Here is a 21,594-nt window from a genome sequence, read left to right on the forward strand (position 1 = left end):
GTAGATACACGCAGGGCCGTCCGAGCGGGGTCAAGGTGTCAGGCAGGAGCCGGTACGCATGCGCATCCAGGTGAGCCGGACCGGCGGGTTCGCCGGCATCGCGCGCCACGGCGAGATCGAGACCTCGGGGCGGCCCGACGCCGGCGACTGGGAGGCTCTGGCCGAGTCGGCGCTCGCCGCCGGCCCGGGCGGCCCGCCCGCGGGTGTGCCGGACGGCTTCCGCTACCGGATCACGGTGGGCGACCGGACGGCCGACTGCGCGGACCCACGGCTGACCGAGGCGCAGCGGACGCTGATCTCCCGGGTCCTCAAGGAAGGCGCGTAGGCCCGTCCCACCGGGCCTGGGCGTCGGCGGGAGCGGGCCCGGCCTCAGAACCCCAGCTTCCGCAGCTGCTTGGGGTCGCGCTGCCAGTCCTTGGCGACCTTCACGTGCAGGTCGAGGAAGACCGGCGTGCCCAGCAGCGCCTCGATGTGCTTGCGTGACTTGGTGCCGACGTCCTTGAGCCGCTTCCCCTTCGGGCCGATGATGATGCCCTTCTGGCTGGGCCGCTCGATGTAGACGTTCGCGTGGATGTCCAGCAGCGGCTTGTCCGCCGGCCGGTCCTCACGCGGCAGCATCTCCTCGACGACGACGGCGATGGAGTGCGGGAGCTCGTCCCGTACGCCCTCCAGTGCGGCCTCGCGGATGAGTTCCGCGACCATGACCATCTCGGGCTCGTCGGTGAGGTCGCCCTCCGGGTAGAGCGGGGGGCTCTCCGGCAGCAGCGGGGCGATCAGGTCGGCCAGCAGGCTCACCTGCTGGTCCTTGACCGCCGAGACCGGAATGATCTCGGCCCACTCGAAGCCGAGCTCGTCGGCCAGCGCGGAGACGGCGAGGAGCTGCTCGGCGAGCGCCTTGGACTCCACCAGGTCGGTCTTGGTGATGATCGCGATCTTCGGGGTCTTCTTGATCCCGGCGAGCTCCTTGACGATGAACTTGTCGCCGGGGCCGAGCTTCTGGTCCGCGGGCAGGCAGAAGCCGATGACGTCGACCTCGGCCCAGGTGGTCCGCACGACGTCGTTCAGCCGCTCCCCGAGCAGGGTGCGCGGCTTGTGGAGGCCGGGCGTGTCGACCAGGATCAGCTGGGCGTCGTCACGGTGCACGATGCCGCGCACCGTGTGCCGGGTGGTCTGGGGGCGGTTGGAGGTGATCGCCACCTTCTGACCGACCAGAGCGTTCGTGAGGGTGGACTTGCCCGCGTTGGGGCGGCCCACGAAGCAGGCGAAGCCGGCCCGGTGGGGGGCGGTGTTCTCAGCCTGCTGCGCAGCAGCTTCTGTGTTCGGTCGAGCGCTCATGGCGCCCATTCTCCCCGATCCCGGCGGCGGCGTTGCACAGCAGGGCGCCGCCGGCCCGAATCAGCCCGCGGCCGTCGTGGACCGGAGCGTCCCGTCGGGCCCCGCGAGCAGCACGGGAGTGTCGGGCCCGCCCAGGTCACGGACGGCGGCCCGGTCGGCGTCCGAGGAGGTCGCGGCCTCGGAGACGACGGCAGCCGCCTCCAGGGACGTGGCACCGCTGGCCACCGCCATCGCGACGGCGGTCTGCAGTGCGCTGAGCTTCAGCGAGTCCAGAGTCACGGTGCCGGCGGCGTACGTACGCCCCGTCTCGTCCCGTACGGCGGCGCCCTCCGGGACCCCGTTGCGGGCGCGGACGCTGCGCGCCAGAGTGACGATCTTGCGGTCCTCGGCGCCGAGGTCGGTGCTATCGGTCATGTGCTGAGCATACGAAGGGGGCGTGCGCCCGGCTGTCGACGGGGTCCGTTCATCCCGGGACGGGGTACATCGAGCCGCGCCGGCCCTCGGGCGAGTCGAGCCACTGGAGCTTGGCCTCCGTGCCGGTGTCCGGGAGCGGCGTGTGGAGCACGATCACCAGGTCGGGGCGCGCGGGCACCCGCAGCTGGGTGGATTCCACGTGCAGCGTACCGACGAGCGGATGCTGGAGTTCCTTGCGGACCTGGCCGCCCGGGGCGACGTCGCGCCGGTCCCAGAGCGCCGCGAATTCGGGGCTGAGCTCCTTCACCTCGGCGACCACGGCCCGGAACCCCTCGTCCCCGGGGTGCTCGGAGCACGCGGCCCGGAACTGGGCGACGACCTGGTGGGCGATGGTCTCCCAGTGCTTCGATCTCGCCCGGTACACCGGGTCGGTGAAGAACGCGATCATGCAGTTCTGCACGATCCCGGGGCGCATGCCGAGCACCGCCGACGCCGCGTCGTTGTAGGCCACGGTGTTCCAGTAGCGGTCCATGATGTGGGCCGGGAAGGGCATCCAGGCGTCGATGAGCCTGTTCAGTCCCGCGCACATGTCCTGGTGGGCCGGGTCGACCTCCAGGGCCGGCGGATTGAGTCCGGCCAGGGCGTAGAGATGGCGGCGCTCCGCGCTGCTGAGGCGCAGGACCCGGGCCACGGCGTCCAGGACCTGCGGTGACACGGTGATGTCGCGGCCCTGCTCCAGCCACTGGTACCAGGAGACGCCCACGCCCGCGAGGACGGCGACCTCCTCGCGGCGCAGGCCCGGCGTGCGCCGGCGCGCCCCGCCGTCCGGCAGGCCGGCCTCGGCCGGGGTGACCCGGGCCCTGCGGCTCATCAGGAACTCGCGCAGCTCACCGAGCCGGTGGGACTTGCCGTCGGTGCCGGTCCGGACCGTGTTGGTCCGGACGTCGCTGTTCTGGGCCGGTGAAGCCACGTACTCCCCCTGGTGTCCGTGCGCGTGCCTGCCTGGTGGTGCGGCCAACAGGATAAGTGCCCGCTCCCCACGGTTATTCCGGTGGATCCAGGCTGTGGGACATGCCGATCGAAACCCCGACTCATGCTCCCGTGTCCGCCGCCACCGCTCCCGTCGCCGCCGCGCCGCCCGCGCTCTCCGGGCGGGACCGGCTGGTGCTCTTCGTGCTGTGCGCCGCCCAGTTCATGGTGGCGCTCGACTTCTCCGTACTGAATGTGGCTCTGCCCGTCCTCGGTGAGGACCTGGGGCTGAGCCGGTCCGGGCTCCAGTGGGCCGTCACAGCGTTCGCCCTGCCGTCCGGCGGCTTCCTGCTGCTCTTCGGCCGGATCGCCGATCTCTACGGCAGGCGCAGGCTGTTCCTCACCGGCCTCGCCGTCTTCGGGGCGTCCTCGCTGCTGGCGACGCTTGCCTGGGACCCGGCTTCCTTCCTGGCCGGGCGGGCGCTCCAGGGGCTCGGGGCCGCCGTGATCGTGCCGACCGGGATGTCCCTGCTGACCACGACGTTCCCCGAAGGCCCGCTGCGGGACCGGGCGCTGGGCATCAGCGGGACGCTGCTCTCGCTGGGCTTCACCGTCGGGATGGTGGCGGGCGGTGTGCTCACCGACACCCTGGGCTGGCGCTCCACGATGGGGCTGCTGACCGGCGCCGCGGTCATCGTGTTCGTCCTGGCTCCGAAGGTGCTGGCCGAGTCGCGTACGCCGGAGCGGCCGAAGCTCGACGTGCCGGGTGCCGTCACCGTGACCGGCGGTCTCCTCGCGCTGATCTACTCGCTGTCGACGGCCGCCGAGCGCGGCTTCGGTGGTGCGGACGTGCAGATCACCCTGGTGCTGGGAGTGGCCCTGCTGACCGCGTTCGTGATCGTCGAGTCCCGCTCGGCGGCCCCGCTGGTCTCTCTGCCGATGCTGCGGCGCCGTACGGTCGCGTTCGGCAACCTGGGCGGTCTGGCCACGTTCTCGATGATGAGCACCATCGTGTTCGTCCTGACCCTGTACCTCCAGGAGCTGCTGGAACTGTCGGCCCTCGGGACGGGGCTCGTCTTCGGGGTCCAGGGCCTGGCGTCGGTGGCCGCCGGGGTGTACGCCCCGAGGATCGTCGGCCGGATCGGCGCACGCCGGACACTGGTCCTGTCCCTGATCGGTCAGGGCGTGTTCATCGGGGCGCTGCTGGGCCTGGGCGAGGACTCCGGTGTCTGGCTGGCCACGGTGGCCGTGTCTCTGGCGAGCGCCTTCCACCTGGGCGCCATCATCGCCTACGGACTGACGGTGACCTCCGGCGTGCCGGACGAGGAGCAGGGCCTGGCGACCGGTCTGGTCACCACGACGCAGCAGGTGGGCATCACGATCGGCATTCCGCTGCTGGGGGTGCTGTCGACCACGCAGGGTTCGCTGTTCGAGGGCGTACGGCTGGTGGTGGCCATCGCGGCGGTCGTTCTGGTCGCGACGGGGCTGGCGGTCGGTGCCGGTCTGCGGCGGGCCTGACGGAGCAGCCCCGCGAGCCCCTACGGCCGGTCCAGGCGCAGCCGTTCCGCCTTGGGGAGCCCGACCACCACCAGGTCGTAACTGTCCTCCACGAGCTCCCGGACCATCCTGTCCGGGAGCTCGGAGACCGTCACGGTGTTCCAGTGCCGCTTGTTCAGGTGCCAGCCGGGGACGATCGCGGCGTGCTCCTTGCGGAGCCGCAGCGCCTCGTCCGGGTCGCACTTGAGACTGACCTGCAGAGGCCGCCCGTCGAGCGCGCTCAGGGCGAACATCTTTCCCAGGACCTTGAAGACCGAGGCCTCGGGCCCGAAGGGAAACTCCTCCGCGCTCGCGTTGAACTCCAGGCAGAACGTGCGCAGCTCCTGGGGAGTCATGGCGATTCCGTTCCCTCCGGTTCCACCAGCACCGTGACGATCTTGTTCCTGCGGCCCGCCGGGGACTCCGCGGTGAGGCGGAGTTTGCGCCCGTCGGGGAGGTCGACGATCGAGGAGGCTCCGGAGATCGGGACCCGCCCGAGCGCCTTGGCCAGCAGTCCGCCGACGGTCTCCACGTCCTCGTCGTCGTACGCGTCGAGGCCGAACAGCTCCCCGAGGTCGCCGATGTCGAGCCGGGCGGTCACCCGGAAGCAGCCGTTCTCCAGCTCCTGGACCGGCGGGAGTTCGCGGTCGTACTCGTCGGTGATCTCGCCGACGATCTCCTCGAGGATGTCCTCGATGGTGACGATGCCGGCCGTGCCGCCGTACTCGTCGATGACGACGGCGACGTGGCTGCGGTCCTGCTGCATCTCGCGCAGCAGGTCACCGGCGTTCTTCGTGTCGGGGACGAACGCGGCGGGGCGCATCGCCGTGGAGACCAGGTCCGCCTCCGCGTCCCGGTTGATGTGCGTCTTGCGGACCAGGTCCTTGAGGTACACGATCCCGACGATGTCGTCCTCGTTCTCCCCGGTGACCGGGATCCGCGAGAAACCGGAGCGCAGCGCGAGGGTGAGTGCCTGACGGACCGTCTTGTACCGCTCGATGCAGACCAGGTCCGTACGGGGCACCATGACCTCGCGCACGAGGGTGTCGCCGAGCTCGAAGACCGAGTGCACCATGCGGCGCTCGTCGTCCTCGATGAGCGACTCCTGCTCGGCGAGGTCGACCATGGCGCGCAGTTCGGCCTCACTGGCGAAGGGGCCCTTGCGGAATCCCTTGCCCGGGGTCAGCGCGTTGCCGAGGAGGATCAGCAGCTGCGGGATCGGGCCCATGATCCTGGCCAGCGGCAGCAGGGCGTACGCCGCGGCCGTGGCCGTGTTCAGCGGGTGCTGGCGGCCGATGGTGCGCGGCGAGACCCCGATGGCGACGTAGCTGACGAGGACCATGACGCCCATGGCGACGGCGAGCGCCTCCCAGGTCTCCGGGAACTCCTTGAGGCAGGCGTACGTGACGAGCACCCCCGCCGACATCTCGCAGGCGACCCGCACGAGCAGGGCCACGTTGAGATAGCGGGTGGGGTCGGCGGCGACCTGCTCCAGCTTGGCGCTGCCGCGTCGCCCGGCCCGGACGGCCTCCGCCGCACGGAAGCTGGACGTGCGCGCGATACCGGCCTCGGCGCAGGCCGCGAGCCAGCCGACGACGATCAGCAGGACCGCGCCGGAGATGAGGGGGACGCTCACGAGACGGTGGGGGCGGGGGACGGGCCGGTCAGGCCGCGCTCGCCGCGCCAGCCGTCGACGATCGCCGCCTGGAGGCCGAACATCTCGGCCTTCTCGTCCGGCTCCTCGTGGTCGTACCCGAGGAGGTGCAGCACCCCGTGGACGGTGAGGAGCTGGAGCTCCTCGTCCATCGAGTGCTGCGTCTCGGCGTCCTCGCCCTGCTTCTTCGCGACCTCCGGGCAGAGCACGATGTCACCGAGGAGCCCCTGCGGGGGCTCCTCGTCGTCCTTGGCCGGGGGACGGAGTTCGTCCATCGGGAAGGACATGACGTCCGTCGGGCCGGGGAGGTCCATCCACTGGATGTGGAGCTGCTCCATGGCGGCGGTGTCCACCACGATCACCGAGAGTTCGGACAGCGGGTGGATCCGCATCCGGGCGAGGGCGTAGCGGGCGATGTCGAGGATCGCCTGCTCGTCGACCTCGGTTCCGGACTCGTTGTTGACGTCGATCGACATGGTGCGCTGCGACTACTTCCCGTTGCGGCCGGTGCGGCCCTCTGCGTTGTCGTACTTCTCGTACGCGTCGACGATACGGCCGACGAGCTTGTGCCGGACGACATCCTGCGAGGTGAGCCGGGAGAAGTGCACGTCCTGGACGTCCTCGAGGATCTCCTGGACCTGACGCAGACCGCTCTTGGTGCCGGTCGGCAGGTCCACCTGGGTGACGTCACCGGTGACGACGATCTTCGAGTCGAAGCCGAGGCGGGTGAGGAACATCTTCATCTGCTCGGCGCTGGTGTTCTGCGCCTCGTCGAGGATGATGAACGCGTCGTTCAGGGTCCGGCCGCGCATGTAGGCGAGCGGCGCGACCTCGATCGTGCCGGCGGCCATGAGCCGGGGGATCGAGTCGGGGTCGAGCATGTCGTGCAGGGCGTCGTAGAGCGGGCGCAGATACGGGTCGATCTTGTCGAAGAGCGTGCCGGGCAGGAAGCCGAGCCGCTCCCCCGCCTCGACGGCCGGCCTGGTGAGGATGATCCGGCTGACCTGCTTGGACTGCAGCGCCTGGACCGCCTTGGCCATGGCGAGATAGGTCTTGCCGGTGCCCGCGGGGCCGATGCCGAAGACGATGGTGTGCTTGTCGATCGCGTCGACGTAACGCTTCTGGTTGAGCGTCTTGGGGCGGATCGTGCGGCCACGGCTGGAGAGGATGTTCTGGGTGAGCACCTCGGCGGGGGTCTCGGCCCCTTCCGCGTTGCCGTTCCCGCTCGCCCTGAGCATGGCGATCGAGCGTTCCACAGCGTCCTCCGTCATCGGCAGCCCGGTGCGGAGCACCAGCACCATCTCGTCGAACAGGCGCTGGATGAGGGCGACGTCCGCCGCGCTTCCAGTCGCGCTTATCTCATTGCCCCGGACATGGATGTCGACGGCCGGGAACGCCGTTTCGATGACGCGCAACAGCGAGTCGCCCGACCCCAGGAGCATCACCATGGGGTGTGCGGCCGGAATGCTGATCTGGGCGCGCGCCTGCGGCTGTGTCGGTGACTGAGTCATGGGCCGGCCCTCGGGCCTGCGCATACCTCCCGTTGCAGGGCAGTCGCTGCTCGACCGCCTCTGGAGTACCAGCGTACGACTCCCCGCCGACAACGCCGAGAGGTTTTACCCGTGATCATCGGCCCTTCACTGGCGGAAGCCGATGGTCGGGACCGCGCGGCGCAGGGGCCACGCCCTGCTGGAGGCGGGCAGCAGCTCGTCCAGGAAGGCGTAGCGCTCCAGGGCCGCCGGGTCCTGGTCGGCGCAGGTGCGTACCTGCTGCCACCAGCCGGCGATCTCCGCCCATCCGGGTGCGGACAGTGATCCACCGAACTCCTGTACGGACAGCGCGGCCGTCAGTCCCGCGAAGGCGAGGCGGTCGGCGAGCGGCCAGCCGGCCAGCGTCCCGGTGACGAATCCGGCCACGAAGACGTCGCCCGCCCCGGTGGGGTCCAGGGCCTCCACCGCGATGGCGGGCACCTCGGCGGCCGTACCGGCCTCCCGGTCCACCGCGTAGGCGCCTTCCGCGCCCAGGGTGACCACGGCCAGCGGGACCCGCTCGGCCAGGGCGTGGGCGGCGGCGCGCGGGCAGTCCGTACGGGTGTAGCGCATGGCCTCCTCGGCGTTCGGGAGGAAGGCCAGGCAGTGCCCGAGGTCGGGCAGGGCGTCCAGGTCCCAGCGTCCTGTCTCGTCCCAGCCGACGTCGGCGAAGACCATCGCGCCGTTACGGGCGGCCCCGGCCACCCAGGGCTCGCTGCGGCCGGGGGTCAGTGAGGCGACGGCGGCACGGGCGCGGGGCGGGCAGTGCGGGAACGTACTGCCGGGGGGCACGGCGGCGGCGGGGGCCGGCGCCTCGTGACCGTGCGAGACCATCGTGCGCTCGCCCTCGTACGCCATGGAGACGGTGACGGGCGAGTGCCAGCCGGGGACCGTGCGCGACATGGCCAGGTCGATGCCCTCGCCCTGTTCGAGGGCGTCCCAGCAGTACTCGCCGTAGTGGTCGTCGCCGAACGCGGCGGCCAGTGAGGTGTGGAGACCGAGCCGGGCGAGGGCGGTGGCCATGTTGGCGACGCCCCCGGGGCTGGAGCCCATCCCCCGGGCCCAGGACTCCGTCCCGCGTACCGGTGCGCTGTCCAGCCCGGTGAAGATGATGTCGAGGAAGACCGTGCCGGTCAGGAAGACGTCACAGGCCGGATCCTGCGGGGCGCGCAGCCCGAGCAGCGGGTCGATGCCTGGATCAGCTGTACTCACCGTGCGCTCCCCGGTCTCGGCAGATCTGAACAGTGCGGGATGCGGCCAGTGTGCCGGATCAGCCGCCGCATCCGGAGGGTCCGCGCCGTACCGCGCAAACTCACTCCCACCTGCATAAACATGCGCAGCTACCCGCCTCGTTCATGCATAAACCTAGATGTGACCCAGATCACATCGAGCCGACTTTCCGTCGCCAGGGCGCGCTTGATACAAATTGCCCCGCGAGCACCGTTCGGGACAGTTGACGAGAGTGCCGCTTCTCCCGCATTTCCTCGCTTCACCCTCCCCTGCCCTGCCTGGCTCCACCCTCCCCTGCTCCACCCTGCCTTGCCCTCCCCTGCGTTGCCCCGCTCCACCCTCCCCTGCCTTCTTCCGCCTCCTCTGGCATGTCTTCAGGAACGCCCATGTCCTCGCGCCCTCGCGCCGCGTGGCCCCTGGTCGCCGTGTTCACCGCCGGTTACCTCGCCGCCTATCTGCTCCCCACCATCGTCGGCCGTCTCAGCACCTATCTGGGCCTGAGCTCCGCCCAGGCCGGCCTCGTCGGCAGTGCCCTCCTGCTCAGCTCGGCGTCGGCCGGCTTCGCGCTGGCGGGACGCGTCGAGAGATTCGGGTCGTGCAGACCGGCGCGCGCGGGACTGCTGCTGGCGATGCTCGGCTACGGCTGCGCGGCGCTGACGACCTCGATGCCCCTGGTGATCGCGGGTGTCGTGATCGGCGGCTTCGGATCGGGTACGGCGACCGCGGTCGCGGCGTCCGGCATCGCGGCGCAGAGCGATCCGCACCGGACCTCGTCGCTCGGGCTGCTCAGCGTCTCGGCGACGGCGGGGGCCCTCTACCTGACGATCCCTCACCTGGGCGGCGGCCACAGGCTTCCGTTCGCCTCCATCGCGCTGGTCGCGCTGCTCGTCTGGCCCGCGACCTCCCGGCTGGGCGGCCCCACCCAGGCCGGCGGCGCGTCGCCGGTGCAGGGACGGCTGCCGCACCGGCGCTCGGGGCTGGTCCTGGCGGGCGGAATGCTCGTCTGGTCCATGGCGCAGAACGCCCTGTGGGGCGTGAGCAGCAGCATCGGCGCCGTCCAGGTCGGCCTCTCCGAGGTGACCATCGGCGCGGTGTTCGCCGCCGCGCTGGGAGCGGGACTGCTCGGCGTGATGGGCGCGGGCGTCCTGGGAGCCCGGCTCGGGCGGGCGGTGCCGATCGGCCTCGGGACGATGATCATCGCGGGGAGCATCGTACTCAGCTCCTCGGCCGAGGACCTGGGTTCGTTCGCGACCGGTGAGATCGCGTGGAACACCTTCTACCCGGTGGTCCTGTCGTATCTGATCGGGCTGGCCGCGTCGCTGGACGTGCGCGGCCGCTGGGCGGTCCTCGCGGGTTCGGCGGCGTCCGTCGGCACGGCCTGCGGCCCCCTGCTCGGCAGCGTGCTCTCCGAGCAGGCGGGCTACGCGGTGATGGGCCTGATCCTGGGGGCCGCCACGCTCCTGGTCGCGGCCCCCGTCACGGCGGTGGCGCTGCACACCGGCGGCCGGCCGCTGGTGCCCGGTTCCGTCCGGCGCAGGGGCGGTGCCCCGGCCGCGCTCCTCGCCGCCACGACCAACAGCCTCTCCGGCGCGGTGCCCAGGCTGGGCGCGCCGGAGCAGGAGGTCGCGGAGATCAGCGTGCCCGCGCTGCGGAGCGGGCGGCTGGTGCGGAGCGCGATCCGGGCGGCGGGACCGGACGGCGGTTCCGGTCAGTCGAACGTGTAGGCCTCGACCTCGGAGAGGTAGCGCGCCCTGCGCTCCTCGTCGTGGTCGAGGAAGGCCGCCTCGAAGGAGTTGCGGGCCAGGGTGCGCAGCTGTTCCCGGTCCAGGCCGAGCGCCTCGTGCACGGCGTGGAAGGTGTCTCCGACGTATCCGCCGAAGTAGGCGGGGTCGTCGGAGTTCACCGTGCAGAGCAGGCCCGCGGCCATCATGGACCGCAGCGGGTGCTCCTCCAGGACGTCGATGGCGCGCAGCCGTACGTTGGAGAGCGGGCAGAGGGTCAGCGGGATCCGCTCGGACACCAGCCGGTCCACCAGCTCCGGGTCCTCCATGCAGCGCAGGCCGTGGTCGATCCGTTCGACGCCGAGGACGTCGAGGGCCTCCCGGATGTACTCCGGCGGGCCCTCCTCGCCGGCGTGGGCGACCTTGCGCAGGCCGAGGGCCGTGGCCGCCGCGTACACCTCGCGGAACTTCGCGGGCGGGTGTCCGACCTCCGCCGAGTCCAGGCCCACGGCGCTGATCCGGTGCAGGTACGGCTTCGCGGCTTCCAGGGTCTCCAGCGCGGACTCGGCGGACTTGTCGCGCAGGAAGCACATGATCAGCTGGGTGGAGATGCCGTGAGTCTCCTCGCTGCGGTCCAGCGCCCTGCCGAGCCCCTCGATCACGGTGCCGATCGGGACGCCTCGGTCGGTGTGGGCCTGCGGGTCGAAGAAGATCTCCGCGTGGCGGACGCCCTGGGCGGCGGCGCGGGCGAGGTAGGCGTCGGCCAGTTCGGCGAAGTCGTCCTCGGTGCGCAGGACCGCCATGAGGGCGTAGTAGAGGTCGAGGAAGCTCTGCAGGTCGTCGAAGAGGTAGGCGGTGCGCAGCTCTTCGGTGTCCGCGTAGGGCAGGTCCACGCCGTTGCGTGCGGCGAGCGCGAAGGCCAGCTCGGGTTCGAGCGTACCTTCGATGTGGAGGTGGAGTTCGGCCTTGGGGAGGTGCACGGGGTTCTCGTTACGTGTGGCGGGTGGGTACCGGGACCCTGATCAGGTCCTGGGCGATGGTCAGTTCACCTTCGAAGCCGGCTGCCCTGGCCTGTCGCTCGAAGACGTCGGGGTCGGTGTAGCGCTGGGAGAAGTGCGTCAGCACGAGGTGCCGTACGTCCGACTCCTTCGCCACCCGGGCCGCCTGGCCGGCGGTGAGGTGACCGTGGTCGGCGGCGAGCCTGCTGTCCTCGTCGAGGAACGTCGACTCGATGACCAGCATGTCGCATCCCTCGGCGAGGGCGAACGCGCCGTCGCAGAGCCGGGTGTCCATGACGAACGCGAACCGCTGTCCGCGGCGGGGTTCGGAGACCTCCTCCAGCGGGATGCCGCGCAGCACCCCGTCCCGCTGGATCCGTCCGACGTCGGGCCCGCCGATGCCGTGCTCGGCCAGCTTCGCGGGCAGCATGCGCAGCCGGTCGGGCTCGGTGAGGCGGTAACCGTAGGACTCGACGGGGTGCGAGAGCCGGCGACTGTCGAGGGTGTACGCGTCGGTGGTGGCGAGGACGCCGTCGGCGGCGACCGGAACCTCGGTCAGCTCGACGGACTCGCGGTAGGCGGTCGCGTACCGCAGTCGGTCGAAGAAGCGCTGTCCGCTCGCCGGGAAGTGGGCGGTGACGGGGTGCGGCACCTGGTCGAGGTTGATCCGCTGGATCACGCCCGCCAGACCCAGCGAGTGGTCGCCGTGGAAGTGCGTGACACAGATCCGGTCGATGTCATGAGCGGCGACGCCCGCCCGCAGCATCTGGCGCTGGGTACCCTCGCCCGGGTCGAAGAGGACGCCCTCGCCGTCCCAGCGCAGCAGATAGCCGTTGTGGTTGCGGTGACGGGTCGGCACCTGGCTGGCGGTGCCGAGGATCACGAGCTCTCGTACGGACACGGGTGGTGGCGCTCCCTAACCGGGGGGCCACTGCATCCCGCGGCCGCCCAGGACGTGGGCGTGCGCGTGGAAGACGGTCTGACCGGCGCCCGCACCGGTGTTGAGCACGATGCGGTAGCCGGTGTCGGTGAGCTTCTCGTCGGCGGCGACCAGACCCGCCTCGCGCAGCACGTCGGCGGCGGCCTGCGGGTCGGCGGCGGCGAGTGCGGCGGCATCGGGGTAGTGCGCCTTGGGGATGACCAGGACGTGGGTCGGGGCCTGGGGGTTTATGTCGCGGAAGGCGACGGTCGTTGCGCTCTCGCGCACGATGGTCGCCGGGATGTCCCCTGTAACGATCTTGCAGAACAGGCAGTCGGTCTGCGGCTCTCCCGCCATGGCCCGGCCTCCTAGGTCGTTCGGTCCTCGTGATCAGTACACCGGCATGCTATCCGCCCGGGACGGGCGGGCGGCTCTCAGCTCCAGCGCCCGGTGCGTCCCATCAGGAGAGCCGCCGCGGCCGTCCCCGCGGTCGAGGTCCGCAGCACACTGGGGCCGAGCCGGTACGGGGGCGCTCCCGCCTCGGCGAAGGCGGCCAGCTCCTGGGGGGAGACCCCGCCCTCCGGGCCCACGACCAGCACGATGGTGCCGTCGGCGGGGAGTTCGGCGGTGGCGAGCGGCTCGCTGCCGCTGTCCCGGTCCTCGTGCAGGACGCCCGCGAAGTCCGCCCCGGCCAGCAGGGCGGCGACCTGCTTGGTGGTCATGGCCTCCGCCACCTCGGGGAAACGCACCCTGCGCGACTGCTTCCCCGCCTCGCGCGCGGTGCTGCGCCACTTGGCGAGGGACTTGAGGCCCCGGTCGCCCTTCCACTGTGTGATGCAGCGCGCGGCCTGCCAGGGCACGATCACGTCGACGCCGGTCTCGGTCATCGTCTCCACGGCCAGCTCACCGCGGTCGCCCTTGGGCAGCGCCTGGACGACGGTGATGCGGGGCGCGGGCGCGTCCTCCTCGTGGACGCTTCCGAGGCCGGTGACCACGAGCCGGTCCTTGCCCTCGGCCGACCGTACGACGCCTTCCGCCCAGCGGCCCCGCCCGTCGGTCAGGACGACGTCCTCCCCCGGGTTCAGCCGCTTCACGGACACGGCGTGCCGTCCCTCGGGGCCGTCCAGGACGAACTCCGGCCCGCCGGGCAACTGTTCGACGACGAAGACAGGTGCCGTCACCGGGCACTCCTCACACTCACTGCCGCACGCGCGGCTTCCGTTTCGGCGGCGAGCAGGCTCACGAGCTCCCCGGCGGGCAGCTCGCGTGCCATCCGGTGGCCCTGTCCCGCCCACAGGGCCATGCCCTGGGCGTCCCCGGTCTTCGCCGCGGCTTTGCGCAGCCCGCTGGTCAGCTGGTGCACCTGCGGGTAGGCGGAGGGCGCGTACGGGCCGTGTTCCCGCACGAACCGGTTGACCAGTCCACGCGCGGGGCGGCCGGAGAAGGCCCGGGTCAGGGCCGTCGTCACGAACAGCGGGTTGGTCAGGGCCTGCTTGTGCAGCGGGTGCGCTCCGGACTCCGGGCACGGCAGGAACGCCGTACCGAGCTGGGCGGCGTCGGCACCGGCCGCCAGGACGGCCATGATCTGGGAGCCGCGCATCAGTCCGCCGGTCGCGACGACCGGCAGCTGCACGGCCTCGCGGACCTCGGCGATCAGGGCGAGGAGCCCGGTGCCGGCCAGGCCGCCCTGCGGGTCGTCACGGTGCGTCGACTGGTGGCCGCCCGCCTCGGTGCCCTGCACGCAGACCGCGCCGGCGCCCGCCCACTTGGCGTTGCGCGCCTCTTGGGCCGAGGTGACCGTGACGACGGTGAACGTGCCGGCGGCGGCGAAGGCGTCGAGGACCTCGCGGGTGGGGCAGCCGAAGGTGAAGGAGACCACGGGGACCGGATCCTCCAGCAGGATCGCGACCTTGGCCTCGTAACCGTCGTCGCCGCTGGAGTCCGGGTCGCCGAGCGGGGTCTCGTACCAGGAGGCCTCACCGGCGAGCTGCTCGCGGTAGACCTCCACGGCGCTGGGGTCGGCGACCAGCGGCTGCGGCATGAAGAGGTTGACGCCGAAGACTCCGCCGGTCATCCGCCGGAGCTGCTTCACCTCGTTGTACATCCCGTCGGCCGTCTTGTAGCCGGCGGCGAGAAAACCGAGCCCTCCGGCCTCGGAGACGGCGGCGGCCAGCTCCGGGCGGGAGACGCCTCCCGCCATCGGGGCCTGCACGATCGGGTACCGGCAGAGATCGGTCAGCGCCAAGGACATGCCCGCATCGTGCCACGTCCCGCGGATCGTGCCGAATCAGCCCCTTTCACACGGCGGACGCGCGCCGCACGCACCGCACCGCCCGCCGGTACGGGACCGGCGGGCGGTGCGGTGACAGGGTTCAGCGGCCGTTGAAGGCGTCCTTCAGCCGGGAGAAGAGCCCCTGCTGGCCGGGCTGGAACTGACCGGTGGGCCGCTCCTCGCCGCGCAGCTTGGACAGCTCCCGCAGGAGGCGCTCCTGCTCGGGGTCCATCTTCGTCGGGGTCATGACCTCGACGTGCACGATCAGGTCGCCGCGCCCGCCGCCACGCAGGTGCGTGATGCCGCGCCCGTGCAGCGGGACCGACTGGCCGGACTGGGTGCCCGGCCTGATGTCGATCTCCTCCAGCCCGTCGAGCGTCTCCAGCGGCACCTGGGTACCGAGCGCCGCGGCCGTCATCGGGATGGTGACCGTGCAGTGCAGATCGTCGCCGCGCCGCTGGAACACGGCGTGCGAGACCTCGTGGATCTCGACGTAGAGGTCACCGGCGGGACCGCCGCCGGGGCCGACCTCGCCCTCGCCCGCGAGCTGGATCCGGGTGCCGTTGTCGACACCGGCGGGGATCTTCACGGTGAGGGTGCGCCGCGAGCGGATGCGGCCGTCACCGGCGCACTCGGGGCACGGGGTCGGCACGACCGTGCCGAAGCCCTGGCACTGCGGGCAGGGCCGCGAGGTCATGACCTGGCCGAGGAAGGACCTCGTGACCTGGGAAACCTCGCCGCGGCCGCGGCACATGTCACAGGTCTGCGCGGAGGTGCCGGGTGCGGCGCCCTCGCCACTGCAGGTCGTACAGACGACCGCCGTGTCGACCTGGATGTCCTTGGTCGTGCCGAAGGCCGCCTCGTTGAGGTCGATCTCCAGGCGGATCATGGCGTCCTGGCCGCGACGGGTCCGCGAACGGGGCCCGCGTTGCGCGGCATTGCCGAAGAACGCGTCCATGATGTCGCTGAAGTTGCCGAAGCCGCCGGCTCCGAACCCTCCCGCGCCACCGCCGCCGCCCGAGGAGGACAGCGGGTCGCCACCGAGGTCGTAGACCTGCTTCTTCTGCGGGTCCGACAGCACCTCGTAAGCGGCGTTGATCTCCTTGAACCGCTCCTGGGTCTTCGGATCCGGGTTGACATCCGGGTGCAGCTCGCGTGCGAGCCGACGGAATGCCTTCTTGATCTCGTCCTGAGATGCGTCGCGGCGCACGCCTAGTACGGCGTAGTAGTCCGTGGCCACTTACGAATCCGCCAGGATCTGTCCGACGTAACGTGCCACTGCGCGTACCGCTCCCATCGTTCCGGGGTAGTCCATGCGGGTCGGTCCGACCACGCCGAGTTTGGCGACTGCCTCGTCGCCCGAACCGTAGCCGACCGCGACGACGGACGTGGAGTTGAGGCCCTCGTGGGCGTTCTCGTGCCCGATCCGTACGGTCATGCCTGAGTCCGTTGCCTCACCGAGCAGCTTCAGCAGCACGACCTGCTCCTCCAATGCCTCCAGCACCGGCCGGATCATCACAGGGAAGTCGTGCCCGAAACGGGTGAGATTGGAGGTGCCGCCGATGATCAGCCGCTCCTCCGTTTCTTCGACCAGAGTCTCGAGGAGGACGGAGAGCACCGTCGATACGGTTCCCCGGTCCTCGGTCTCGAAGGACTCCGGCAGGTCCTGCACCAGTCGCGGGACGTCCGCGAAGCGTCGTCCGACGACCCGGCTGTTGAGCCGGGCCCGCAGATCCGCCAGTGATGTGTCACCGAACGGCGCAGGACAGTCGATCATACGCTGTTCGACCCGGCCCGTGTCCGTGATCAGGACGAGCATCAGCCGGGCCGGAGCCAGCGACAGCAGCTCCACGTGCCGGACCGTCGACCGGGTCAGCGAGGGGTACTGCACGACGGCGACCTGCCTGGTCAGCTGCGCGAGCAGCCGGACCGTGCGGCCCACGACGTCGTCGAGGTCGACCGCGCCGTCGAGGAAATTCTGAATGGCCCTGCGCTCCGGCGACGACAGGGGCTTGACGCCCGCGAGTTTGTCGACGAAGAGCCGGTAGCCCTTGTCCGTCGGAATGCGCCCCGCACTCGTGTGCGGCTGGGCGATGAAGCCCTCGTCCTCCAGCACCGCCATGTCGTTGCGGACAGTCGCCGGGGAGACCCCGAGGCTGTGCCGCTCCGTGAGCGCCTTGGAGCCGACGGGCTCCTCGGTGCCGACATAGTCCTGGACGATGGCGCGCAGCACTTCGAGTCTGCGTTCACTGAGCACCGCGCACACCTCCAGCTGTGGTTCTTCGGCGTCTGCCTGGCACTCTGTGCGTTCGAGTGCCAGCAATCCCCCCGGTCAGTGTACGGGGGCGGGGTGGGCCCGGGGCAAGGGCGACCGGCCATGCCGTCGCGGGACCGCGCAGGTCGTTGCCGATAGCGTCGTCGTATGGACGTCTCTTGGGAAGAGTTCGGCTGGGAGCGGTTGGGCAACGGTACGGGACGGCGGCGCCTCCCTGTCTGGGACGCGACCGCCGCGCTGGTGGCCGGGGCGGACGGTGTGCTGCTCTACGACACCGGTTCGACGCTCCGGGAGGGCGTCGAGCTCCGGACGCAGGCGGAGGCCCTGCTGGGCCGGAGGGTGACACATATCGCACTGAGCCATCCGCACTTCGACCACGTGCTGGGCACCGCCGCCTTCTCCGGGGCGGAGGTCTACGGGGCGGTCGGCACGGCGGAGCTGCTGGGGCGGGGCGCCGAGGAGCTGCGCGCCGACGCGCTGCGGCACGGGATGGGCGAGGCGGACGCCACGGCGGCCACGGACGCCCTGGTGGCCCCGCGGCACCAGGTGAGCGGCGAGTGGACGCTCGACCTCGGCGGCGGCTTCCAGGTGCTGCTGGCCAATGTGGGCCCCGGTCACAGCGGCCACGACCTCGTGGTGCTGGTGCCGGGCTCCCCCGTCGTGGTGCTCTGCGGGGATCTGGTCGAGGAGTCCGGCGAACCGCAGGCGGGCCGGGACGCGGTCCCCTCCCACTGGCCGGCCGCGCTGGACCGGCTGCTGGAGCTGGGCGGCGAGGACGCGCTGTACGTGCCGGGGCACGGGGCGGTGGTGGACGCGGCGTTCGTCCGGGCGCAGCGCGAGCAACTGGCGGTCCGGTTCGGCGTGTCGTGAACGCGGCCCCGATTATCGTGCTGCCATGCGCAGCTACCAGCCGGATCTGACTCCGCCGTGGAAGAAGTCCGCCCCCGCACCCGAGGTCCCCGCCGAGCCCGATCTGGTGGTCGAGGAGGTTGTCACCGGTTTCTGCGGGGCGGTGATCCGGTGCGAGAAGACGGCTCAGGGGCCGACGGTCACTCTGGAGGACCGCTTCGGCAAGCACCGGGTCTTCCCGATGGAACCGCGCGGTTTCCTGCTGGAGGGCAGGGTGATCACCCTGGTGCGCCCGTCGGCCGCCGGCCCTGCACGGCCCTCCCGTACGGCCTCCGGCTCGGTGGCGGTGCCCGGGGCACGGGCGCGGGTGGCCCGGGCGGGCCGGATCTATGTGGAGGGGCGGCACGACGCCGAGCTCGTCGAGCGGGTCTGGGGCGACGACCTGCGTATCGAGGGCGTGGTCGTGGAGTACCTGGAGGGCGTCGACGACCTCCCGGCGATCGTGCGGGAGTTCGCGCCCGGACCTGACGCCCGGCTCGGAGTCCTGGTCGACCATCTCGTGCCCGGTTCCAAGGAGTCCCGGATCGCCGCTCAGGTCACCGACGCGAACGTGCTGGTGGTGGGGCACCCGTACATCGACGTCTGGGAGGCGGTGAAGCCGTCGTCCGTGGGAATCCCCGGGTGGCCGGCCGTCCCGCGGGGCCAGGACTGGAAGACGGGCGTGTGCCGTGCGCTGGGCTGGCCGGAGAACACGGGCGCGGCCTGGCAGCACATTCTCTCCAAGGTCGGCTCGTACAAGGACCTGGAACCGCAACTACTCGGCCGCGTCGAGGAATTGATCGACTTCGTCACCCTTCCTTCCTGATGTCCCGGGACCTTTGAAGAGGATCCGGTACCGATCCCCGTGAACACCTGCGCCGCACACGCACCGTCCGTTATTGAGAGATGACGGCAGGGCCGGGCACAGGGGGAGGCACGGGGTCGGATGACGCGCGAAGTGTGGCGGGACAGTGCGGAGAACGAGGCGGCCTCCGCCGTCTTCCACCTCATGCAGCAGTTGATCGACCAGTACCGCGTCAACCGGCCGGTGATGCCTCTGGTGGTGGCGCAGGCCGAGGACGCCTCGGCCGGGCCGGAGATCGACAGCAGGGTCGAGCAGATCGTCCACCAGGTCCACCGGGCGAACCAGCTGCGGCGGGTCCCGGTGAGGCTGCTCGAAGGCGGCGGCGCCACGCCGTACGAGGCGGCGCTCTCCATGGTCCGCACCCTCACCGAGCGGCCCTGGGAGACCCGGGGCACCTCGCAGTACAAGCCCTTCGCCTTTCCCCGCTCCCGGCTGCTCGCCGCCATCGAGCAGGCCACCGCGACGGTCGTCGCCCAGCCGGACTGGCGCTCCGCCCGTGAGCGCGACGAGCGGATCCTGGAGCAGTTGGGCAGTCTGCGCTGGCGGGCGAGCCGCTCGGGGCGCAACACCTGGTGGGACTCGCTGCGGGCCTCCGTCCGTCCGGAGACCTTTCTGGGGGCCGTGTTCATCGCCGTACTCAGCGTGCTGCTGGGTGAGATCGGCTGGCTGCTGACCACGCTGGTCGCCGCCGCTGCCCTGCTCGGCCTGGCGGTCGTACGGCTGATGACGAGGGCGGCGCCGCCGCTGCTGTGGCTGCGACCGGCCAGCCGGTGGCTCGCGACCACGTCGTCCCTCGCCGCGTCGAGCACCGCGTATCCGTCGGACGGCTGGTCGCGCTTCTCCCCCAGCGGTTCGTGGCGGGTGATCCGGGCGCGGTCCGCCGCCGTCGCGGAGCGGGTGGCGGACGCGGGGGCGGGCGACGAGCACGCGCGCCAGTTCCACCTGGAGTTGCGGGTCCAGGCTCTGCTGGAGGACCTGCTGGACAGCTACCGGGCGCACGCCCTGGACTGGCGGCGCGGCAAGCGCACCGTCCCGCCGGTGGTGTTCCTGCCCACGGCCACCCAGGACAACGGCGGCATCCTGCTGATCAACGCCATCAACAACGTGCGATCGCGGCGCAGCGAGGTGGATCCGCTGCTGCTCCTGGCCTCCATGCCGGCCGACCGGATCATGCGGCACACCCCGCCGCTGCCGCCGGAGCCGCCGGCGAACGCCGGTGCCAGTACGGGGGCCCGCGCACGGTACGAGACCTGGGTCGAGGACCTGAGCATCGGCCAGGCCCCGGCGGCCGCCGTGACGCTGGCCTGGGTGCTGCGGCTGCCCCTGCCCATCGAGCAGCTGACCCACGAGCACGCCCATGTCCAGCTCGTCACCCACCGGGTCCGCCGGACCTGGGCCTGGTGGGTGATGTCGGGGAGGACCGTCACCCTCGTCCTGGTCTGCGCGCTGCTGGGGACCTTCCTGTGGAGCGAGCACTGGAAGGAGACGTACTGCTACGGGCCGCTCGTCGGCCGCAGCACGGACGCGGTCCGGCTGGAGGGCCCCGGAGGGGTCAAGGAGTGCGTCGGGGTGGCGACGGTCCCCGAGGTGCGCTTCGCCGGGGGCAACGGCCTCCAGCTGAACGGGGTGGGCAAGGGCGTCACCTTCGAACGGATCGAGCAGGCGATAGGGGAGCAGAACGCCTCCATCGGGCCGGGCGAACCGCGTGTCACCGTCGTCTACGCGGGCCCGCTCACGGGCACCGACAAGAACCGGGAGGACACCCGCAAGGGTCTGGAGGAGCTGACCGGGGTCTATCTCCACCAGCGGTTCGTCAACGACACGGCGAATCGTTCCGTCAAGCTACGGGTCCTGACGGCCAACGGCGGCCAGGACATGCTGCGGCAGACGACAGCGGTCAGGAAGATCATCGAGGTAGCCGAGCGGGACCCGTCCGTCGTCGGCGTGGTGGGCCTCGGCCGCAACACCACGGACAGCGCGGCGGCCACGGGGCTCCTCCAGCGGGCCGGGCTGCCCGTGGTGGACACCACGAACTCCGGCAGCGACCTGGCCCGCCTGTACCCGAACTACTTCGGCCTCGCCGCGACCGACGAGGAGCAGGCGGACGCCGTCGGGCTGATCGCCGGCCGGCTGGCGGCCGGCCTGGACGATCCGCAGGGCGTCGTCCTGTCCAGGAAGGTGGGCAACGAGGACAAGGACCGCTACACCACCGAGCAGCGCAGGGTCGGTGTGCAGATGCTGAAGGAATCGGGCTTCACCGTGGCCGCCGACACCCAGTACTCCCTGTCCAAGGACGGCGGCTCCGCCAAGCTCGACGCGCCCCTGCACGCGATCTGCGGGGCGGAACGCGTACCTGACGCCCTGTACTTCGCCGGCCGGGTCGAGGACGTCAACACGTTGATGTCCGGCCTCGGGCAGACGGCCGGCTGTTCGGACAAGGCCATCACGGTGTTCACCGGCGACGACCTGGCCAAAGCACGCTTCGACGACTCGACGAAGCTCGCGGACAAGGTCACGCTCTACTACGGCGCGCTCGCGCCCATGAGCCGGGGCGGCGGCCGGGCGTTCTACGAGGACTCCCGCAGGAGCCTGGAGGCGCTGCTCCCCGAAGGGCGGCAACTGCCCGCGCTGCCGAGGGTGCGCCCGTACGAGGACAAGCTGTTCACCAGCGGGCAGACCGTCATGTCCTACCAGGCGACGGCGGTCCTCTACTCCGCCGCCACCCGCAGCGACACCCCGCAGAGCGCGGCGGAGACCTGGGCGACGCTCTACTCGGTGGCCCTGCATGACATGCCGACCGGAACGATCACGTTCCGGGGGACGATTCCCTACGCCGACCAGAAGGTGCACGGCCTGAACGTCGTCGAGGTCACCCGTCTGGGGCCGGACGCCCGGAGCCGCGTCGTGTGCGGCCGGGCCGCGGGCGACCGGACGCCGCTCACCCGCGCCGACTGTCCGGTGGGGTAGGCCCGGCGCGTCAGGCGCCTCG

General features: G+C 71.4%; 21 protein-coding genes. 6 read left to right on the top strand and 15 right to left on the bottom strand.

The window, feature by feature from the left end; genetic code table 11:
* Positions 1–58 precede the first annotated feature (58 nt).
* On the top strand, positions 59–325 hold the full coding sequence (locus OG379_RS12955) for a protealysin inhibitor emfourin (RefSeq protein WP_393761865.1): 267 nt from the start codon (positions 59–61) through the stop codon (positions 323–325).
* A gap of 44 nt (positions 326–369) precedes the next feature.
* Here OG379_RS12955 and era read toward each other — a convergent pair whose 3' ends face one another.
* The 3 genes from era to OG379_RS12970 are packed head-to-tail and all read right to left on the bottom strand — an operon-like array spanning position 370 to position 2,719.
* Positions 370–1,344, bottom strand: coding sequence for a GTPase Era (gene era / locus OG379_RS12960; RefSeq protein WP_187281951.1), 975 nt, complete (start codon positions 1,342–1,344; stop codon positions 370–372).
* Between the two features lie 51 nt (positions 1,345–1,395).
* Positions 1,396–1,749, bottom strand: a complete 354-nt coding sequence (locus tag OG379_RS12965; protein ID WP_104785542.1) for a cytidine deaminase — start codon at positions 1,747–1,749, stop codon at positions 1,396–1,398.
* Positions 1,750–1,798: 49 nt separating this feature from the next.
* A complete protein-coding gene (locus OG379_RS12970) occupies positions 1,799–2,719 on the bottom strand; it encodes a helix-turn-helix transcriptional regulator (RefSeq protein WP_393761868.1) in 921 nt (306 codons plus the stop codon).
* A gap of 101 nt (positions 2,720–2,820) precedes the next feature.
* Between OG379_RS12970 and OG379_RS12975 the strand changes: the two genes are divergently transcribed.
* Positions 2,821–4,236 carry an MFS transporter gene (locus OG379_RS12975; protein WP_405662262.1) on the top strand — a complete coding sequence of 472 codons (1,416 nt, stop codon included), beginning with the start codon at positions 2,821–2,823 and terminating at the stop codon, positions 4,234–4,236.
* Positions 4,237–4,256: 20 nt separating this feature from the next.
* Here the strand turns inward: OG379_RS12975 and OG379_RS12980 are convergent, their stop codons facing one another.
* From OG379_RS12980 to OG379_RS13000, 5 genes are all read right to left on the bottom strand, one after another.
* Positions 4,257–4,610, bottom strand: a complete 354-nt coding sequence (locus OG379_RS12980; RefSeq protein ID WP_405662264.1) for an MmcQ/YjbR family DNA-binding protein — start codon at positions 4,608–4,610, stop codon at positions 4,257–4,259.
* On the bottom strand, positions 4,607–5,890 hold the full coding sequence (locus tag OG379_RS12985) for a hemolysin family protein (protein WP_393761874.1): 1,284 nt from the start codon (positions 5,888–5,890) through the stop codon (positions 4,607–4,609). Before OG379_RS12985 ends, OG379_RS12980 begins: the two co-directional genes overlap by 4 nt.
* Positions 5,887–6,384: an rRNA maturation RNase YbeY gene (ybeY, locus tag OG379_RS12990; protein ID WP_277334053.1), complete on the bottom strand. Its 498-nt coding sequence runs from the start codon at positions 6,382–6,384 to the stop codon at positions 5,887–5,889. The genes OG379_RS12985 and ybeY overlap by 4 nt, the downstream gene beginning before the upstream one ends.
* A gap of 12 nt (positions 6,385–6,396) precedes the next feature.
* Positions 6,397–7,419 carry a PhoH family protein gene (locus tag OG379_RS12995; RefSeq protein ID WP_104785551.1) on the bottom strand — a complete coding sequence of 341 codons (1,023 nt, stop codon included), beginning with the start codon at positions 7,417–7,419 and terminating at the stop codon, positions 6,397–6,399.
* A gap of 126 nt (positions 7,420–7,545) precedes the next feature.
* Complete coding sequence (locus tag OG379_RS13000) at positions 7,546–8,649, bottom strand: carbohydrate kinase family protein (RefSeq protein ID WP_393761877.1); 1,104 nt, start codon at positions 8,647–8,649, stop codon at positions 7,546–7,548.
* Positions 8,650–9,053: 404 nt separating this feature from the next.
* On the opposite strand from OG379_RS13000, the gene OG379_RS13005 reads away from it, so the two are divergent.
* Positions 9,054–10,391 carry an MFS transporter gene (locus tag OG379_RS13005; RefSeq protein ID WP_405662265.1) on the top strand — a complete coding sequence of 446 codons (1,338 nt, stop codon included), beginning with the start codon at positions 9,054–9,056 and terminating at the stop codon, positions 10,389–10,391.
* Here the strand turns inward: OG379_RS13005 and OG379_RS13010 are convergent.
* The 7 genes from OG379_RS13010 to hrcA form a co-directional block, all read right to left on the bottom strand.
* A complete protein-coding gene (locus OG379_RS13010; protein WP_405662267.1) occupies positions 10,376–11,368 on the bottom strand; it encodes an adenosine deaminase in 993 nt (330 codons plus the stop codon). The genes OG379_RS13005 and OG379_RS13010 overlap by 16 nt on opposite strands.
* Positions 11,369–11,378: 10 nt before the next feature.
* Complete coding sequence (locus OG379_RS13015; protein ID WP_405662269.1) at positions 11,379–12,287, bottom strand: ribonuclease Z; 909 nt, start codon at positions 12,285–12,287, stop codon at positions 11,379–11,381.
* A gap of 15 nt (positions 12,288–12,302) precedes the next feature.
* Positions 12,303–12,662, bottom strand: coding sequence for a histidine triad nucleotide-binding protein (locus tag OG379_RS13020; RefSeq protein WP_393761886.1), 360 nt, complete (start codon positions 12,660–12,662; stop codon positions 12,303–12,305).
* A gap of 77 nt (positions 12,663–12,739) precedes the next feature.
* The gene (locus OG379_RS13025; protein WP_405662271.1) at positions 12,740–13,486 is read right to left on the bottom strand and encodes a 16S rRNA (uracil(1498)-N(3))-methyltransferase; all 747 of its coding nucleotides are present in this window, start codon (positions 13,484–13,486) and stop codon (positions 12,740–12,742) included.
* Positions 13,483–14,556 carry a nitronate monooxygenase gene (locus OG379_RS13030; RefSeq protein ID WP_405662273.1) on the bottom strand — a complete coding sequence of 358 codons (1,074 nt, stop codon included), beginning with the start codon at positions 14,554–14,556 and terminating at the stop codon, positions 13,483–13,485. Before OG379_RS13030 ends, OG379_RS13025 begins: the two co-directional genes overlap by 4 nt.
* Before the next feature lie 121 nt (positions 14,557–14,677).
* The gene (gene dnaJ, locus OG379_RS13035; RefSeq protein ID WP_393767095.1) at positions 14,678–15,817 is read right to left on the bottom strand and encodes a molecular chaperone DnaJ; all 1,140 of its coding nucleotides are present in this window, start codon (positions 15,815–15,817) and stop codon (positions 14,678–14,680) included.
* Positions 15,818–16,834 (bottom strand): heat-inducible transcriptional repressor HrcA, encoded by a 1,017-nt coding sequence (hrcA, locus tag OG379_RS13040; RefSeq protein ID WP_104785565.1) that lies wholly within the window; start codon positions 16,832–16,834, stop codon positions 15,818–15,820.
* A gap of 165 nt (positions 16,835–16,999) precedes the next feature.
* Here hrcA and OG379_RS13045 point away from each other — a divergent pair, with 165 nt between their 5' ends.
* The 3 genes from OG379_RS13045 (at position 17,000) to OG379_RS13055 (ending at position 21,572) form a co-directional block, all read left to right on the top strand.
* Entirely contained in the window at positions 17,000–17,722 is a 723-nt protein-coding gene (locus tag OG379_RS13045; protein WP_393767093.1) for an MBL fold metallo-hydrolase, read from the top strand.
* Between the two features lie 25 nt (positions 17,723–17,747).
* On the top strand, positions 17,748–18,566 hold the full coding sequence (locus tag OG379_RS13050; RefSeq protein WP_405662277.1) for a DUF3097 domain-containing protein: 819 nt from the start codon (positions 17,748–17,750) through the stop codon (positions 18,564–18,566).
* A 120-nt stretch (positions 18,567–18,686) separates the two neighbouring features.
* The gene (locus OG379_RS13055; RefSeq protein WP_405662279.1) at positions 18,687–21,572 is read left to right on the top strand and encodes a hypothetical protein; all 2,886 of its coding nucleotides are present in this window, start codon (positions 18,687–18,689) and stop codon (positions 21,570–21,572) included.
* Positions 21,573–21,594 lie beyond the last annotated feature (22 nt).

This window comes from Streptomyces sp. NBC_01166, from assembly GCF_045039765.1.
Classification (GTDB): Bacteria; Actinomycetota; Actinomycetes; order Streptomycetales; family Streptomycetaceae; genus Streptomyces.

Bases quoted from the DNA above. Each gene is read 5' to 3' on its own strand.
- OG379_RS12955 (WP_393761865.1), top strand. From the start codon at position 59: ATGCGCATCCAGGTGAGCCGGACCGGCGGGTTCGCCGGCATCGCGCGC.
- era (WP_187281951.1), bottom strand. From the start codon at position 1,344: ATGGGCGCCATGAGCGCTCGACCGAACACAGAAGCTGCTGCGCAGCAG.
- OG379_RS12965 (WP_104785542.1), bottom strand. From the start codon at position 1,749: ATGACCGATAGCACCGACCTCGGCGCCGAGGACCGCAAGATCGTCACT.
- OG379_RS12975 (WP_405662262.1), top strand. From the start codon at position 2,821: ATGCCGATCGAAACCCCGACTCATGCTCCCGTGTCCGCCGCCACCGCT.
- OG379_RS12980 (WP_405662264.1), bottom strand. From the start codon at position 4,610: ATGACTCCCCAGGAGCTGCGCACGTTCTGCCTGGAGTTCAACGCGAGC.
- ybeY (WP_277334053.1), bottom strand. From the start codon at position 6,384: ATGTCGATCGACGTCAACAACGAGTCCGGAACCGAGGTCGACGAGCAG.
- OG379_RS12995 (WP_104785551.1), bottom strand. From the start codon at position 7,419: ATGACTCAGTCACCGACACAGCCGCAGGCGCGCGCCCAGATCAGCATT.
- OG379_RS13005 (WP_405662265.1), top strand. From the start codon at position 9,054: ATGTCCTCGCGCCCTCGCGCCGCGTGGCCCCTGGTCGCCGTGTTCACC.
- OG379_RS13020 (WP_393761886.1), bottom strand. From the start codon at position 12,662: ATGGCGGGAGAGCCGCAGACCGACTGCCTGTTCTGCAAGATCGTTACA.
- OG379_RS13030 (WP_405662273.1), bottom strand. From the start codon at position 14,556: ATGTCCTTGGCGCTGACCGATCTCTGCCGGTACCCGATCGTGCAGGCC.
- OG379_RS13045 (WP_393767093.1), top strand. From the start codon at position 17,000: ATGGACGTCTCTTGGGAAGAGTTCGGCTGGGAGCGGTTGGGCAACGGT.
- OG379_RS13050 (WP_405662277.1), top strand. From the start codon at position 17,748: ATGCGCAGCTACCAGCCGGATCTGACTCCGCCGTGGAAGAAGTCCGCC.
- OG379_RS13055 (WP_405662279.1), top strand. From the start codon at position 18,687: ATGACGCGCGAAGTGTGGCGGGACAGTGCGGAGAACGAGGCGGCCTCC.